14 protein-coding genes and 1 riboswitch are annotated in these 15,387 nt (G+C 71.3%); of the genes, 5 read left to right on the top strand and 9 right to left on the bottom strand.

The features are described 5' to 3' along the window. Positions 1-65: 65 nt before the first annotated feature. Complete coding sequence (leuS, locus tag ABD151_RS03740; RefSeq protein WP_343991473.1) at positions 66-2,561, bottom strand: leucine--tRNA ligase; 2,496 nt, start codon at positions 2,559-2,561, stop codon at positions 66-68. Between the two features lie 199 nt (positions 2,562-2,760). Between leuS and ABD151_RS03745 the strand changes: the two genes are divergently transcribed. Next, positions 2,761-3,522 carry an SDR family NAD(P)-dependent oxidoreductase gene (locus ABD151_RS03745; RefSeq protein WP_343991475.1) on the top strand — a complete coding sequence of 254 codons (762 nt, stop codon included), beginning with the start codon at positions 2,761-2,763 and terminating at the stop codon, positions 3,520-3,522. Beyond that, positions 3,519-4,565: an NAD-dependent epimerase/dehydratase family protein gene (locus tag ABD151_RS03750; RefSeq protein ID WP_343991477.1), complete on the top strand. Its 1,047-nt coding sequence runs from the start codon at positions 3,519-3,521 to the stop codon at positions 4,563-4,565. The genes ABD151_RS03745 and ABD151_RS03750 overlap by 4 nt, the downstream gene beginning before the upstream one ends. Before the next feature lie 12 nt (positions 4,566-4,577). Here the strand turns inward: ABD151_RS03750 and ABD151_RS03755 are convergent, their stop codons facing one another. From ABD151_RS03755 to ABD151_RS03775, 5 genes are all read right to left on the bottom strand, one after another. Further along, positions 4,578-5,342 carry an SDR family NAD(P)-dependent oxidoreductase gene (locus ABD151_RS03755; RefSeq protein WP_343991479.1) on the bottom strand — a complete coding sequence of 255 codons (765 nt, stop codon included), beginning with the start codon at positions 5,340-5,342 and terminating at the stop codon, positions 4,578-4,580. Positions 5,343-5,420: 78 nt separating this feature from the next. Further along, positions 5,421-7,013, bottom strand: a complete 1,593-nt coding sequence (locus ABD151_RS03760) for an ABC transporter substrate-binding protein (RefSeq protein WP_343991481.1) — start codon at positions 7,011-7,013, stop codon at positions 5,421-5,423. Between the two features lie 53 nt (positions 7,014-7,066). Continuing rightward, positions 7,067-7,879: an enoyl-CoA hydratase/isomerase family protein gene (locus ABD151_RS03765; RefSeq protein WP_343991483.1), complete on the bottom strand. Its 813-nt coding sequence runs from the start codon at positions 7,877-7,879 to the stop codon at positions 7,067-7,069. Beyond that, on the bottom strand, positions 7,872-9,002 hold the full coding sequence (locus tag ABD151_RS03770) for an acyl-CoA dehydrogenase family protein (RefSeq protein WP_343991485.1): 1,131 nt from the start codon (positions 9,000-9,002) through the stop codon (positions 7,872-7,874). Before ABD151_RS03770 ends, ABD151_RS03765 begins: the two co-directional genes overlap by 8 nt. Beyond that, complete coding sequence (locus ABD151_RS03775) at positions 8,999-10,192, bottom strand: acyl-CoA dehydrogenase family protein (protein WP_343991487.1); 1,194 nt, start codon at positions 10,190-10,192, stop codon at positions 8,999-9,001. The genes ABD151_RS03770 and ABD151_RS03775 overlap by 4 nt, the downstream gene beginning before the upstream one ends. Before the next feature lie 202 nt (positions 10,193-10,394). Between ABD151_RS03775 and ABD151_RS03780 the strand changes: the two genes are divergently transcribed. Continuing rightward, positions 10,395-11,933 carry an acyl-CoA synthetase gene (locus ABD151_RS03780; protein WP_343991489.1) on the top strand — a complete coding sequence of 513 codons (1,539 nt, stop codon included), beginning with the start codon at positions 10,395-10,397 and terminating at the stop codon, positions 11,931-11,933. 28 nt (positions 11,934-11,961) lie between these two features. Further along, positions 11,962-12,711, top strand: coding sequence for a GntR family transcriptional regulator (locus ABD151_RS03785; protein WP_343991491.1), 750 nt, complete (start codon positions 11,962-11,964; stop codon positions 12,709-12,711). Between the two features lie 23 nt (positions 12,712-12,734). Here the strand turns inward: ABD151_RS03785 and ABD151_RS03790 are convergent, their stop codons facing one another. Genes ABD151_RS03790 through ABD151_RS03800 form a run of 3 tightly spaced genes read right to left on the bottom strand, consistent with a single transcriptional unit; the run spans position 12,735 to position 14,839 of the window. Continuing rightward, entirely contained in the window at positions 12,735-13,394 is a 660-nt protein-coding gene (locus ABD151_RS03790; protein ID WP_343991493.1) for a response regulator, read from the bottom strand. After that, entirely contained in the window at positions 13,387-14,352 is a 966-nt protein-coding gene (locus ABD151_RS03795) for a sensor histidine kinase (protein ID WP_343991495.1), read from the bottom strand. The genes ABD151_RS03790 and ABD151_RS03795 overlap by 8 nt, the downstream gene beginning before the upstream one ends. 7 nt (positions 14,353-14,359) lie before the next feature. Continuing rightward, a complete protein-coding gene (locus tag ABD151_RS03800) occupies positions 14,360-14,839 on the bottom strand; it encodes a universal stress protein (protein ID WP_343991498.1) in 480 nt (159 codons plus the stop codon). A gap of 106 nt (positions 14,840-14,945) precedes the next feature. Next, a riboswitch (cobalamin riboswitch) is annotated at positions 14,946-15,073 on the top strand. A gap of 37 nt (positions 15,074-15,110) precedes the next feature. Here ABD151_RS03800 and ABD151_RS03805 point away from each other — a divergent pair. Beyond that, positions 15,111-15,387 (top strand): hypothetical protein (locus ABD151_RS03805; RefSeq protein WP_343991501.1); only part of this gene is annotated, 277 nt, incomplete at its 3' end.

A 15,387-nucleotide genomic window follows, 5' to 3' on the forward strand; every position in this document is an offset into this window, starting at 1 on the left:
GACGGGCCGCGCACCTGCTGAGCAGGTGCACGGCCCGTCGGGCTCGCCGGCTGGGCGGGCGTCGGTCAGACGACGATGTTGACCAGCTTGGGGGCCCGCACGATCACCTTGCGGACGGTCTGGCCGTCCAGCTGGGCGGCGATCGACGGCTCGGCCAGCGCCGCGGCCTCCAGGTCCGCCTCCGAGATGTCGGGGGCCACCTCCAGGCGCGCCTTGACCTTGCCCTTGATCTGGATCACCGCGGTCACCGAGTCCTCGACCAGCAGCGCCTCGTCGACCTCGGGCCAGGAGACCCGGGCGATGCCCGGCTGGTGGCCCAGCTGCTCCCACATCTCCTCGGCCGTGTAGGGCGCGACCAGCGACAGCAGGATCGCCACGGTCTCGGTCGCCTCGCGCACCGCCGGGTCGGCCGGGCCGCACCCGGAGTCGATCGCCTTGCGGGTGGCGTTGACCAGCTCCATCACCTTGGCGACCATCACGTTGAAGCGGTGGCTGGCGACCAGCTCGTCGGCGTCCGCGATGGTGCGGTGGGTGACCTGACGCAGCGCCCGGTCGCCGTCCGCGGCCGAGGCACCGGCCGCGCTCTCGACGTCACCCGACAGGCGCCAGGCGCGCTGCAGGAACCGCAGCGATCCGGACGGCGACACGTCGGCCCAGTCGATGTTGTCCTCCGGCGGGCTGGCGAAGACCAGCGTCAACCGCACCGCGTCCACGCCGAAGGCATCAAGTTGATCCCCCAGGTTGACGCCGTTGCCCAGCGACTTGCTCATCTTGCGGCCCTCGTTCAGCACCTTGCCCTGCGACAGGTAGGCGGAGAACGGCTCGTCCCAGGTGATCAGGCCCATGTCGCGCAGCGCCTTGGTGAAGAAGCGCGAGTACAGCAGGTGCAGCACCGCGTGCTCGTCACCGCCGACGTACAGGTCGATCGGCCCCCACGCGTTGGCCAGCTCGGAGTCGAACGCCTGGGTGGTGTCCTGCGGCGAGACGTAGCGGAAGAAGTACCACGACGAGTCGACGAAGGTGTCCATCGTGTCGGTGTCGCGCTCGGCGGGACCACCACACGTCGGGCAGGTGACGGCGACCCACTCGGCAGCGCCGCCCAGCGGCGAGGTGCCCTTGGGCTTCAGGTCGGCGCCCTTCAGCTCGGGCAGCAGCACCGGCAGCTGCTCGGCCGGCACCGGGACCTCCCCGTCGACCGGGCAGTGGATGATCGGGATCGGCGCGCCCCAGTAGCGCTGGCGGCTCAGCAGCCAGTCACGCAGCCGGAAGTTGACCGTGCCGGTGCCGGCCCCGATCTCCTCCAGGAAGGCGATCGCCCGGCTCTTCGCGGCGCTCACGTCCAGCCCGTTCAGGTCCAGCGCGCAGTCCACGCCCACGGCCGGCGAGTTGATCGTGGCGCCCTCGCCGGCGTAGGCCTCGCCGTCGAAGCCGTCCGGGGTCTGGGTGGTGCGGATGATCGGCAGGCCCATCGCGGTGGCGAACTCCCAGTCGCGCTGGTCGCCGCCGGGAACGCCCATCACCGCGCCGGTGCCGTAGTCGGCCAGCACGTAGTCGGTCGCCCAGACCGGCATCTGCGCGCCGGTCACCGGGTTGGTCGCGACCACGCCCAGGTCGACGCCGGTCTTCGGCCGGTCGGTCGCCAGCCGGTCGATGTCGGAGGCCTTGCGGATCTCCTCGCGGTAGGCCTCGAAGGCACCACGCTGCTCGTCGGTGACCAGCTCGGCAGCCAGGGCCGCGTCGACCGCGACCACCATGAAGGTGGTGCCGAAGATGGTGTCGGGACGGGTCGTGAAGACGGTGATCGGCTCGTCCCGGCCGGAGATCTCGAAGCTGACGTGGGCGCCCTCGGAGCGACCGATCCAGTTGCGCTGCGCGTTGACGACCTTGCTCGGCCAGGTCGGCGCCAGGTCGTCCAGGCTGTCCAGCAGCTCCTGGGCGTACTCGGTGGTGCGGAAGTACCACTGGGTCAGCTCACGCTTGGTGACCTCGGCGCCGCACCGCTCGCACGCGCCGTCCACGACCTGCTCGTTGGCCAGCACGGTCTGGTCGTTGGGGCACCAGTTGACCGGCGACCTCTTGCGGTACGCCAGGCCCTTCTCGTGGAACTTCAGGAACAGCCACTGGGTCCAGCGGTAGTACTCCGGGTCCGAGGTGTTGAAGCGCCGGCTCCAGTCGAAGGAGGTTCCGTAGCGCTTGAACGACTGGTACTGCGTCTCGATGTTGCCGTAGGTGTAGGTCGCGGGGTGCTCGTCGTTCTTGATCGCGGCGTTCTCGGCAGGCAGGCCGAAGGAGTCCCAGCCCATCGGGTTCAGGACCTCGTAGCCCTTCATCCACCAGTACCGGGCGGCGACGTCGTGCAGCGCCATCACCTCGGCGTGGCCCATGTGCAGGTCACCCGACGGGTAGGGGAACATCGTCAGCGCGTAGCGCTTCTCCTTGGGCGAGGAGTCGTCGGCGCGGAACAGGTCGAGCTTGTCCCACACCGGTCGCCACTTGTCCTGGATCGCGGCTACGTCGTAGCTGGCCGCACCGGTGGCCTCGGGGGAACCGTCCTGCGTCATCTTCCTTGCCCTTCTCGGATCTGGGTGTGGGTCGTGCCCTTGACATGAAAAAACCCCTCACACAGAGGGGTAGCCGCGCGAGCGCCGGAGCACGTCTCCGACGTCAGCGCGGCTGGTCAAGAAGCAGGACCTGCAAGCACATGCCGCCATCGTACCGCTTCACCCCCGTCGGGCCGCCAGCTGTGGTTGTATCGCCCGCATGAGCCTCAACGACATGTTCCGACTCGACGGCAAGGTCGCGATCGTGACCGGCGCCTCCAGCGGCCTCGGGGTCGCCTTCGCCGAAGGACTCGCCCAGGCCGGCGCCGACGTGGTGCTGGGCGCCCGCCGTGCCGAGCGCCTGGCCGACACCGCGGAGCTGGTCCGCGGTGCCGGACGCCGTGCGCTGACGGTGGCCACCGACGTCGCCGACGCCGCCTCCTGCCAGGCACTGGTGGACGCGGCGGTCGCCGAGTTCGGCCGCGTCGACGTCCTGATCAACAATGCCGGCATCGGCACCGCGGTCCCGGCCACCAAGGAGACGGTCGAGCAGTTCACCAGCGTGATCGACGTCAACCTCAACGGCTGCTACTGGATGGCCCAGGCCTGCGGCCGGGTGATGGCCCCCGGCAGCTCGATCATCAACATCTCCTCGGTGCTCGGCCTCACCACCGCCGGCCTTCCGCAGGCCGCCTACGCCGCCTCCAAGGCCGGCCTGATCGGCCTGACCCGCGACCTCGCCCAGCAGTGGACCGGGCGCAAGGGCATCCGGGTGAACGCGATCGCGCCGGGCTTCTTCGTCTCGGAGATGACCGACACCTATCCCCCGGGCTACCTCGAGGCGCAGATGCCGCGGATCCCGGCCGGCCGCAAGGGCGACCCGCGTGAGCTCGCCGCCACCGCGGTCTTCCTCGCCTCCGACGCCGGCGGCTACATCACCGGCCAGACCCTGCCCGTCGACGGTGGGATGACCATCGCATGAGGGTGCTGGTCACCGGCGCCCTCGGCAACCTCGGCCGGGTCGTCACCGCCGAGCTGCTGACCCGTGGTCACGACGTCGTCACCACCGACCTGCGCACCAGGGCCACGGAGAAGGCGGCCCGCAAGCAGCGCGGCGTCACCCACCTGTGGGGCGACCTGACCGACGCCGACGCGATCGGCGGCCTGCTCGACCTCGCTCGCCCCGACGCGGTGATCCACCTAGCCGCGGTGATCCCGCCGGTGGCCTACGACAACCCGCGCCTGGCGCGCCGGGTCAATGTCGACGCCACCCGCCTGCTGGCGACGGCGCTCGCCGCCCGTGCCGGCCGGCCGCGTCTGGTCTTCGCCTCCTCGATGGCGGTCTACGGCTCGCGCAACCCGCACACCATGGCGCACCCGGTCACCGCCGAGACGCCACCGGCGCCCCCGGAGATCTATGGCGCGCACAAGGTCGAGTGCGAGCAGCTGATCGCCGCGAGCGGGGTCGAGTGGACGGTGCTCCGGGTCGGTGCGGTGATCTCGCCGGACCAGATGCTCGCGGTGACCCGCGACATGATCTATCTGGAGGGCTGCCTGCCCACCGACGGCCGGGTGCACCTGGTGGACGTGCGCGACGTGGCGCGCGCGTTCGCCGCCGCGGTGGACGCCGACTGCGCGGGGCGCACCCTGCTGATCGGCGGCGACGCCTCGCACCGGGTCACCCAGGACGAGCTCTCCACCCGGATGACGGCGGCGATCGGCTTCCCCGGGGTCCTCCCGGTCGGTCGCGCCGGCGACCCGGCTCGCGACGACGCCTGGTTCAGCGTCGAGTGGATGGACACCAGCGAAGCCCAGTCCCTGTTGGACTTCCAGCGGATCGGCTTCGAGCAGACACTGCGCGAGGCACGGGCCAAGGTCGGCCCGCTGCGCCTACTCGGTCCCGTCGGCGCACCGATCGGACGCGCACTGCTGGGTCGTGGAGCGCCCTACCGCGCACGCGCCGGAGCGTTCGCCGACCCGTGGGGTGTGATCGGCGAACGCTGGGGCACCGAGGTGCTGACCTGAGCCTGGCTCAGCTCAGCGCGGCATCTGGCCGTCGTCGACCTTGATGATCGTCCCGGTGACGAACTCCGAGCGGGGCGAGACCAGGTAGAGCAAGGTCTCCGCCAGATCGGTGGCCCTCCCCATCCGCTTGCGCGGGAAGCCCTCGGTCGGGTCGCCGATCCGCTCGATCAGGCCGTCCATCATCTCGGAGTGGAACGAGCCCGGGGCGATGCCGTTGACGTTGATCGGATGCGCCGCCCACTCGATGGCCAGCGCCTCGGTCATCCGGTTCAAGGCGGCCTTGGTCACCGAGTAGAGCGCGATCGCCCCACCGGCGGTGTAGTAGCCGGACATCGAGGAGACGTTGACGATCCGGCCACGACGGCCATCGGCGATCCAGCGCCGTCCGACCTCGGTGGCCAGCAGCCAGGGCCCGCGGAGGTTGGTCTCCAGGACGGCGTCGACCAGCTCCAGCGGCATCTTGTGGGCACGCCGGGCATCGGGGATGCCGGCGTTGTTGACCAGGATGTCCAGGCCGCCCAGCTCGGACTCGGCCCGGTCCACGGCGGCCACGATCTGCGCCGGGTCGCGGACGTCGAGCACACACGCGATCGCCCTGCCGCCGTCGGCGACGATCTCCGCGACGAGCTCCTCGAGCGGCTCGATCCGGCGGCCACAGACGGCGACCGCCGCGCCGGCCCCGGCCAGGGCCGTGGCGAACCCTCGACCGAGTCCGCTGCCGGCTCCGGTGACCAGGGCGACCTGGCCGTCCAGCTCGCCGGTTCGGTGCTGATCCATCGTTGCTGCTCCTCTTCGTGGTCGCTGCTGATCTGCGGCTCGGACCGGGGGCGGGCGACCCGCCCCCGGTCCGTGTGCTCACTGCTTCCAGGCACCGCCGAGCAGCATGATGCTGTCGATGCTGGGGGTGATCCCGTGCACCTTGTCGCCCCACGCGCTCCACTCGGGCGTCGCTCCCAACGGTGCGTACGGCATGGTCTCATTCCACTGAGCCTGGATCTGCTCCAGGACGTCCTTCTGGTCCTCGGGGGTCGCAGCGGCGCCCAACTCCTCGATCAGCTGGTCCAGCTTCGGGTCGGACGAGCCGCCGGAGTTGCCGCGCGAGCCGCTGTTCACCTTCTCGAAGAGCTCCGGGTAGACGGCCGGGTCCGGCATCCCGAAGCCCCAGATCACCATGTCGAAGTCGTGCGTCACGTAGATCGCGGAGACCAGGTCGGTGACCGAGGGGACGTAGTCGAGGGTGACGGTGAAGCCGACCGACTCGAGCAGCGCCTTGAGCGTGAGCCCCATCTGCTCGGAGACCTTCGCGACGCCCTTGAAGCTGATCGTGCCGTCGTACCCGTCGGCCTTGGCCGCCTCCAGCAGCTCCTTGGCCTTGGCCGGGTCGTACTGCAGCGGCTCGGTGTCCAGGTCCCAACGCGACTGCGGGTTGAGGATGCTGCCGGTCACGATGCCGACGCCCTTGGCGGTGCGCTGGTTGATCACGTCCATGTCGATGGCGTGCATCAGCGCCTGCCGGATCCGGACGTCCTCGGTGGCCGCGCCCGCACGGTGGTTGAGCAGCAGGCCGCGCGAGATCGAGCCGATCTCCATGAAGCCGCCGAACCCGTCGTCGAGGGCGTCTTTGGCCGTGGCCGGCTCACGCAGGTAGGCCACGTCGGCCTCCCCGTTGCGCAGCACGTCCAGGCGTCCCTGCTCGGCCGCGTGCGGGAAGAAGCGCACCGAGTCCAGGGCGGGCTTGCCGCCCCAGTAGTCGGCCCGGGCAGCGAGCACCAGCTCCTCCTGCGGCGCGTACTTCTCCAGCACGAAGGGGCCGGCGCCGACCGGGGTGAACGCCTTGCCGGCGTCCGACGCCTTGCCGACCACCATGCCGGGGCCGGTGGCGAGCAGGTAGGCGAAGTCCGCCCACGGGCGGGTGAGCTCGAAGCGGACCGTGCGGGCGTCGACAGCGGTCCAGCTCTTCACGGCGTGCTTGAGGAAGGAGACCTGTCCTCCGCCCTTGGCCACATAGCGATCGAGGCTCCACACCACCGCGTCGGCGTCCAGCGGCGTGCCGTCGCTGAAGGTCACCCCGTCACGCAGGGTCAGCGTCCACTCGTCCTGGGCCTCGTTCGACTCCAGCGCCTCGGCCAGCTGCGGGACGTAGGCGTCCTTGCCCTGGTCGTAGCGCATCAGCAGATCGAAGACGGCGGCCATCTCGGTGCCGCCGCTGCTGCCGTTGGCGATCGTCAGCACCGGGTCCAGAACCCGCGCCTCCGAGTAGGTGACCACCTGCAGCTGGCCGCCCTGCTTGGCGGTTCCGGAGGTGTCCGGCTCGATGACGAAGCCGTTGGCGAATCCGGCCGGCGCTCCGCTGCCCTGATCGCTGTCTCCCTGCGACTCGCTGCAGGCCGACACTGCCAGGCTGGTCGCCAGCAGCACCGCCGCCAGCGTCCGGGTGGATCGTTTCATCTGCTTCCCTCCTGAAGGGCGCACGCGGACGGCCCGCGGGCGCAATGCCACACTCACAGTGACGCCCAGTCCGGACGACGCCGCTCGGCGAAGCCACTGAAGGCGCGTTCCAGCTCACCGCTGCCGACGCACATGATCTGCGTGCGGTTCTCGATGTCGAAGGCATGACGGAGCGAGGGGGCGTCGACGGTCTGCCACATCGTCTCCTTCGTCATCCACACGCCCAGCGGCGAGTTCTCGGCGATCTGCCGGGCGATCTGCAACGCCCGCTCGACGACGTCGCCGTCGTCGACCACGTCGACCACCAGGCCCAGCGAGGCGGCCTCGTCGGCGTCGAAGACCCGACCGGTCAGCATCAGCTCGGCGGCCCGCGAGGCGCCGACCAACCGGGGCAGGAAGTAGCTGGTCCCCATGTCGGCGTTGGAGATGCCGTGGCGGATGAAGACCGCGCCGAAGCGCGCGCTGCGGGCCGCGACGCGGATGTCGCAGGCCAGGCTCAACGAGAATCCGCCGCCCACCGCGACACCGTTGACGGCGGCGATCACCGGCACCCGCATCCGGTGGATCAGCTCGTGGACGCGCACGATCGTCTCCTGCTGGGAGAGCAGGTGGGAGACCCGATTCTGGCCCTCGCGCGGGCCGAGCCGGCGGGCGTCCTCGGCCGACTTGATCTCGGCACCCGAGCAGAAGCCACGGCCGGCGCCGGTGAGCACCACGGTGCGCACCTCGGGGTTGCGGTTCAGCTCCACGAGCACGTCGTGAAGCTCGTCCACCATGCTGAGCGCCATCGCATTGAGCGTCTGCGGCCGGTTGAGGGTGACCACGACGTGCCCACCCTCCAACCGCTCCACGATCAGGTCAGACACGTGCTTCTCCTTCCGGCGAGGGCAGGTCGGCGAGGCGCGCGACCTGGCGGCGGTGGTGATCGGTGGTGCCGTGCACCATCGAGAGGCTGAAGGCGCGCTTCAGGTAGCGGTGCAGGGGGTGCTCCCAGGTGAAGGCGATCCCGCCGTGCACCTGGAGGGTGGTCTCCAGGCAGGCCACCGCGAGGGTGCGCACGTGGGCCGAGGCGAGGCTCGCGGCGAGGTCGCGCTCGGCCTCCGGCTGGTCCGGGTCGTCGAGCGTGGCCGCGGCGTTCAACGTGACGGCTCCTGCCTGCTGCAGGTCGATCCACATCCGCGCCACCAGGTGCCGCAGCGCCTGGTAGGACCCGAGCTGGCGGCCGAACTGACGACGGTCGGCCAGGTAGGAGGTGGACGCCTCCAGCGCCCACTCCATCGCGCCGACCAGCTCCGCGGCGATGGCCACCGTCGCTGCCCGCAGGCCTGCCTGCACGGCGTCCGCGACGACCGGACCGCGGGCCAGCAGCACGGCCGGTGCGCTCTGCAGCGCGACCACGCTGACCGGGTTGCCCTCGTCCAGGCTGGTCTCCGCGCCCACGCTGACGCCCGGTCCGGTGCCGACCAGCGCCAGGCCGATCAAGCCGGCGCCGTCGCGGACGGGCACCAGCAGCCGATCGGCCCCAGTCGCGCCGAGGACGCCGGCCACGGATCCGCTGACCAGCAGGTCGTCGTCGAGGCGCGCGAGCTCCAGGCACGGCAGACAGCCCGGGGCCGTGGTCGCCGGGACCACCAGGCACGCGACCGCCTCACCGGCGGCGAGCTCCGTGAGGAGCGCGCCCACCCGCGCCGGCTCGCCCGGCCCGCCCAACCCGAGCAGCGTCGTGCTCGCCGCGATCGCGGAGGGGAGGAACGGCGTCACGGTGAGGCCACGACCGAGCGCCTGCGCGACCGCGATCGCCTCCCGCATCCCGACGCCGGCACCACCGTGCTCCTCGCCGATCAGCAGCCCGGCCACGCCGAGGTCGGCGCCGATCCGGCGCCAGGCCTCGGGCCGCGGCTCACCGGGCGCCCAGTCCGCGGCGAGCGCGCGGACCTGCTGAGCCAGGGCGACGCCGTCCTCGCTCTCCAGCAGGGACACGGCGCTCATCGGGGAATCTCCGACCACGGGGTCTCCTTGGCGAGGGCGGGCTCTCGGGGCATGCCGAGCACCCGATCGGCGATCTGGCTGAGCAGGATCTGGGTGGTCCCGCCCTCGACGGTGTAGGGGCGCGAGCGCAGATAGTGGTAGCCGGCCACCCGGTCCTCACGCGGGGGCGCCAGCGCCGGATCCCAGGCGTCGTAGCGCAGTGCCGCCTCCGGGTCGAGCTCGGCGCGCAGCCGGGTGACGACCTGGGTGGTCTCGGTATGGGCGACCTTGGCGCCCGAGCCCTCCAGCCCGGGCCTCCCGGTTGCCGCCAGCTGCCGGATCCGCTCGTTGGCCAGGCGCAGCGCCTCGACCCTGATCCAGGCGTCGGTCACCCTGCCGTGCATCTCGTGGGTGCGCAGGTCCGGCCGCGAGCGCCAGAGGTCGGCGAGCCACGCGATGTGGCCGTCCTCGCGGGGCACCGGCCGGGCGCCGACGGCCGAGCGCTCGTTGAACAGCGTCGTCCGCGCGACGTCCCAGCCCCGGCCACGCAGGTCGACGCGGTGCGCGTCGGGGATGGTGACGTCGGTGAAGAAGACCTCGTTGAACTCCTGGCCTCCGGTCGCCTGGCGCAGCGGGCGCACCTCGACGCCCGGGTGCTGCATGTCGACGACGAACATGGTCAGGCCCTGGTGCTTGGGCAGGTCCGGGTCGGTGCGGGCCAGCAGCAGGCCCCAGCGTGCGACGTGGGCGAACGAGGTCCACACCTTCTGCCCGTTCACGGTCCAGGTGTCACCGTCGAGCACCGCCCGGGTGGCCAGGCCGGCCAGGTCGGAGCCGGCGCCGGGCTCGCTGAAGAGCTGGCACCAGATCTCCTCCGCGGTCCACGCGGGCCGGAAGTGCCTCTGCTGCAGGGCGGAGCTGCCGTGGGCCAGCAGGGTCGGCACCGCGGTGCCGATGCCCAACGGGTTGCGGTAGGGAGCGGGCGCAGGCGCTCCGGCGGCCAGCAGCAGCTCCTCGACCCGGGCCTGCCAGGGCGCGGGGAGCCCGAGGCCGCCGAGCCCGACCGGGTGGTGGACGAACGCGAGACCGGCATCGAAGCGTGCCCCCAACAGGTCCGGCGCGTCCGCCCCGTGGACGGCGATCAGCGCGGCGACGCGCTCGGCCAGGACGGCGTCGACCTCGGCGTCGGGTGGCGACTCGACGGTGCTCATCAACCCTGGAACTCCTTCGCGACGTGCCGTCGAGCGCTCCCACCCAACGGCAACTTTGACTAGACAAAGTCGTGTGATGGGGACAACATGCAGTCTCGGAAGAGTTCCTGTCAACCACCGATGCCATCCACGTGGACCACCCCAGAAGGCCTGGTCACCACGGGTATTCGGCGCGCCCATTCACGCCACGACGAGGAGTCGGATGTTCCCCCAGACCTACGCCGCGACCCACCCCGAGAAGCCCGCCGTCGTCATGGAGGACGGCGAGACCATCAGCTATGCCGAGCTGGAGGATCGCTCCAACCGCCTGGCCCGGCTGCTCCACGAGCGCGGGCTGCGCCCCGGCGATCAGGTCTCCATCTGGACCGAGAACCACCCGCGCTACTACGAGGTCTACTGGGCGGCGATGCGCTCCGGTCTCTACATCACCGGCATCAACCGCTACGCCACGGTCGAGGAGGCCGCCTACATCCTCTCCGACTCCCAGACCCGGGCGCTGATCACCTCGGCGGCGATGGCCGAGCGCGCCGAAGAACTGGTCGCCCAGGTGCCCGGATGCACCACCCTGTTGGCCTTCGACGGTCCGGTCGCCGGATTCGACAGCTACGAGGAGAGCATCGCCGCGCACCTGCCGACGCCGCTTCCCGAGCAGCCCCGCGGCGAGGTGATGCTCTACTCCTCCGGCACCACCGGACGTCCCAAGGGCGTGCGGCGCCCGCTCTCCGGCCTGGCCGTCGACGACCCGGCGGCGACCCGCACCTCGACGCTCTCCGGTCCGTTGCTGGGCATGGACGACTCATCGGTCTACCTGATGCCCGCGCCGCTCTACCACGCCGCCGCCCTGCAGTTCTCGGTCGGCGCCCAGGAGCTCGGCGGCACCGTGGTGGTGATGCGGAAGTTCGACGCCGAGCGGTTCCTCGCACTCGTCGCCGAGCACCGGGTGACGCATACCCAGGTGGTGCCCACCATGATCGTGCGGATGCTGAAGCTGCCCGAGCAGGTGCGACTCGGCTACGACATGTCGTCGCTGCGCTCGTTCCTGCACGCAGCCGCCCCCTGTCCCCCGCAGATCAAGCGCCAGGCCATCGCCTGGCTCGGCCCGATCGTCGACGAGTACTACGGCGGCACCGAGGGCAACGGGATGACCTTCATCTCCAGCGCCCAGTGGCTGGAGCATCCCGGCTCGGTCGGCCGGGCCGTGCTCGGCGCGATCCACATCTGCGACGACGACGGCATCGAGCTGCCGATCGGCGAGGCCGGCACGGTCTGGTTCGAGCGCGACAAGACGCCGTTCAGCTACCACAACGACGACGAGAAGACCCAGGCCTCGCGGCACCCGGTGCATGCCACCTGGTCCGCGATCGGCGACATGGGACGGCTCGATGAGGACGGCTACCTCTACCTGACCGACCGCAAGGCGTTCACCATCATCTCGGGCGGCGTGAACATCTATCCGGCCGAGATCGAGGCCTGCCTGATCGTGCACCCCGACGTCGCCGACGTCGTCGTCTTCGGGCTGCCGGACGACGAGATGGGCGAGTACGTGCACGCCGTCGTGCAGCCGGCCGCGAACCTGAGCCCCGACGCCGGCACCGTGCAGGCACTGCGCGACCACGTGCGCGAGCACCTGGCCGGGTTCAAGGTCCCCCGCAGCGTCGACTTCGCCGAGATCCCCCGGATGGCGACCGGCAAGGTGCAGACCCGGGTGCTGCGCCAGGCGTATCTGGACCGGCTCGCCTGAGCAGCCGATGACCGGACAAGATGGTGGCGTGGACGAAGGAACGCGCACGACTGCGCCACCATCACCTCCCGCCGAGGGCCGGCGCACCCAGCATGCCCGGCTCGCGGAGGAGCTGCGCGCGGCGATCGGGGACGGGACCTACCCGGTCGGCGCCCGGCTGCCCACCGAGTCCGTGCTCTGCGAGGACCACCAGCTGAGCCGCGGCACCGTCCGGGTCGCCCTGCGCACGCTGGAGGACGAGGGCCTGATCACCCGCCGTCCCGGCGCCGGGACGACCGTCATCTCCCGGCTCCCGGTCGCCGACTACCTGCCCTTCGTCACCAACCGCGACGAGCTGGTCGCCCTCTACCGCGACACCGGCGTCGCGGACCCCGCCACCCGCCTGGTCCGCCTCGACGCCGAGCTCGCCGAGCGCACCGGGCTGCCGATCCGCACCCAGTGGACGCTGGTGGAGGGCGTGCGCCGGCGCCGGCGCGACCCGTCGGGACCGCCGCTGTGCTGGACCGAGCAGTACGTGCTGCCCGAGGAGCCGCCCTACGACCCCGAGCTCGCCGCCAGCCACACCGCCGCGATGCCGAGCCACCGGATCGAGCAGACGGTACGCGCGGTCGCCATGCCCGAGCGGTTCGCCGAGGCGCTGGACGCCGTCCCCGGCGAGCCCGCGCTGGTGATCCGGCGCCGGCACCTCGACGCCAACGGCCGGGCCTTCTCCTCCAGCCTGCACACCCATCCGGGCGGACGCTTCGTGCTCAGCAACACGCTGATCCCCGAAGGCTGACCGAGGGGCTGACCCGGGCTGGCTCAGGGCTCGATCAGGCCGGCCCGCACCGCGTAGCGGGTGAGCTCCGTGCGGTCGCGCATGCCGAGCTTGGCCAGGATGTTCTCGCGGTGCCGCTCGACGGTCTTCACGCTGATCGACAGCAGCTGCGCGATCTCACGCGAGGAGTTCGACTCCGCGATCAGCTTGACCACCTCGTCCTCGCGTGGCGTGAGCACCGCGTTCGGCAACCGCTCGCCGCGCTTGACCCGGCCCAGGTAGTCACGCACCAGAGTGCTCTCGGCCCCCGGGTAGAGGAAGGACTCACCGCGCAGCGCGGCGCGGCAGGCGTCGACCAGATCGCGGTCGGCGACCGACTTCAACACATACCCGCTCGCGCCGACCTTCAACGAGGAGAAGAAGTACTGCTCGTTGTCGTGCATGGAGAGCATCAGGATCTTGGGCGGCTCCTTGCGCCGCGAGATCTCCCGGGCCGCCTGCAGCCCGGTGAGTCGCGGCATCGCCACGTCCAGGATCGCCAGGTCCACCTCGGTGTCGCGCAGGACGTCGACCGCCTCCTTGCCGTCGCCCACCTCCGCGACGACGCTGAAGTCCGGCTGCTGCTCGAGGATCATCCGCACCCCGCGACGGACCAGTGCATGGTCGTCGGCGAGCAGGATGCGCCACTTGCCCGGCTCAGTCATTCGTCCCTGTCTCCTCAGCTGCCTGCGGTACCCACAATGTGACGACGGTGCCGCCGCCCTGCCACGGGCGTGCCGAGAACCGCCCGTCGATCAATGCCGCGCGCTCCCGCATGCCGCGCAAGCCCGTTCCGTCGGCGTCCGGTGGAATGCCCACGCCGTCGTCGGTGACGGTGAGCAGCACGCCGCGCCCCTGTTCTACCAGGCGGATCTCCGCCCACCGAGCCTGCGCATGGCGTGCCACGTTGGTCAGCGCCTCCTGCGCCACCCGGTAGACCACCAGCTCGCCGGCCTCGGAGAGCTGCGGCAGCCCGGGCTCGATCCGCCGCTCCACGTGGGTGTCCACGTGCTTGAAGAGCTGGGTCGACAGGCCGGCCAGGGCGCTGTGCAGGCCGAGGTCCTCCAACGCCTGCGGGCGCAGCCGCCGCGCCACCTCGCGGATCTCGTCGAGACTCTCCCGGGTCGCCTCGCGCACCTCTGCCAAGGCCGCCGCGACCTGCGCCGGCGGTTGGTCGGACAGCGCGCCGAGCTGCAACAGCACCGCGGTCAACGACTGGCCCACGCCGTCATGGAGCTCCTGCGCGATCCGCGCCGACTCCGACTCCTGGGCGGCCAGCGCCGCCAGCTTGGCGTCGCGCTGCCCCGCCTCGATGCGATCCATCAGGTCGTTGACGGCGCTGGCCAGGCCACCGGCGATCGGGTCGCCGGAGACCGTGAGCCGTTCGAAGGGCTCGGTGGCCCGGGCCTGGTCCAACTCGTCGACGAGGTTCTCCACCGGGCGCAGGGTGCTGCGCACCAGCAGGGTGTTCGCCCACACCATCAGGCCCACGCCGACCACCAGCAGCGCCACCTCCGAGAGCAGCGCATTGCGGCCGAGCGTGGCCGGGGACAGCGCCAGGAGCGCCGTGCCGAGCGTGAAGATGAGGGCGTTGATCACCACCACCCGGGTGGAGAAGCTCACCTGCGGCTCAGGCCTCGACGGCCTTGCGGGTCACGATCACCGGGCAGCTCGCGTGCCGCACGACCTGCTCGGCGACGGAGCCGAGGACCAGGGTCGCAAAGCCGCCCCGGCCGCGGGAGCCGACGACCACGACGTCGGCGGTGGCCGAGGCGTGGATCAGGGACTGCGCCGAGGGGCTGTAGACCGCGTGCACCTCGACCGGGACCGTGGTCTCGCCGAGCAGCTTGGCGATCCGGGTCTCCTCGGCCGTGCGAGTGGCCTCCTCCAGCTCGAGCAGGGAGGGCGTCACGTTGATCGGCAGGCCGTCGGGGCGCACCGCGCTGCTGATCGTCCAGGCGCGGATCACGTGCAGCGCCGTGCCGCGGCGCTCCGCCTCCGCGAGCGCGAAGCGCACTGCTCCCGCCGCTCCTGCCGAACCGTCGTCACCCACGACGACGCCGCCGTCAGGAGTGACCTCTCGTACCGTCTGCTCAGTCTGGGTCGCCATGGCCACATTCTGCCCGAACTCGACAACAGGTGTCTGTCCGGCCGGTCAGGGCCACGCGACCCGGGTGGCTGACAACCCTCGCCCGAGACCCGGGAACGGCCTGCCGTAGGCTCGAGCCGTTCACGGTGCAGGAACCCGGTGCGACTCCGGGGCGGTTCCGCCACTGTGACCTGGTCGATCGGGTGCGTCCCGACCGCCGGGCAGCCAGACACTGGCCGTGGACAGAATCCGACCGCTACACGGGGCGAGAACCCCGGAGGAGGAAACGGCCATGGCCGCGTCCACGCGCATCGCGCTGCTCTCGACGTCCGACACCGACCTGCTCTCGGCCCGCACCAGTGGCGCCGACTACGCACTGGCGAACCCGTCGCGCTCCACCGACGGCGACCTGCGCGCCGTCACCGCCGACGCCGACCTGGTGGTGATCCGGTTCCTCGGCTCCCCCGAGCACCTGTGGGCGGGCGTCGCCGAGCTCCGGGCCGCCGGCACGCCGCTGGTCGTGCTCGGTGGCGAGCAGCAGCCGTCCGCCGAGCTGATGGAGCTGTCCA

The sequence above is a fragment of the Nocardioides dubius genome (assembly GCF_039528155.1).
Taxonomy (GTDB): Bacteria; Actinomycetota; Actinomycetes; order Propionibacteriales; family Nocardioidaceae; genus Nocardioides; species Nocardioides dubius.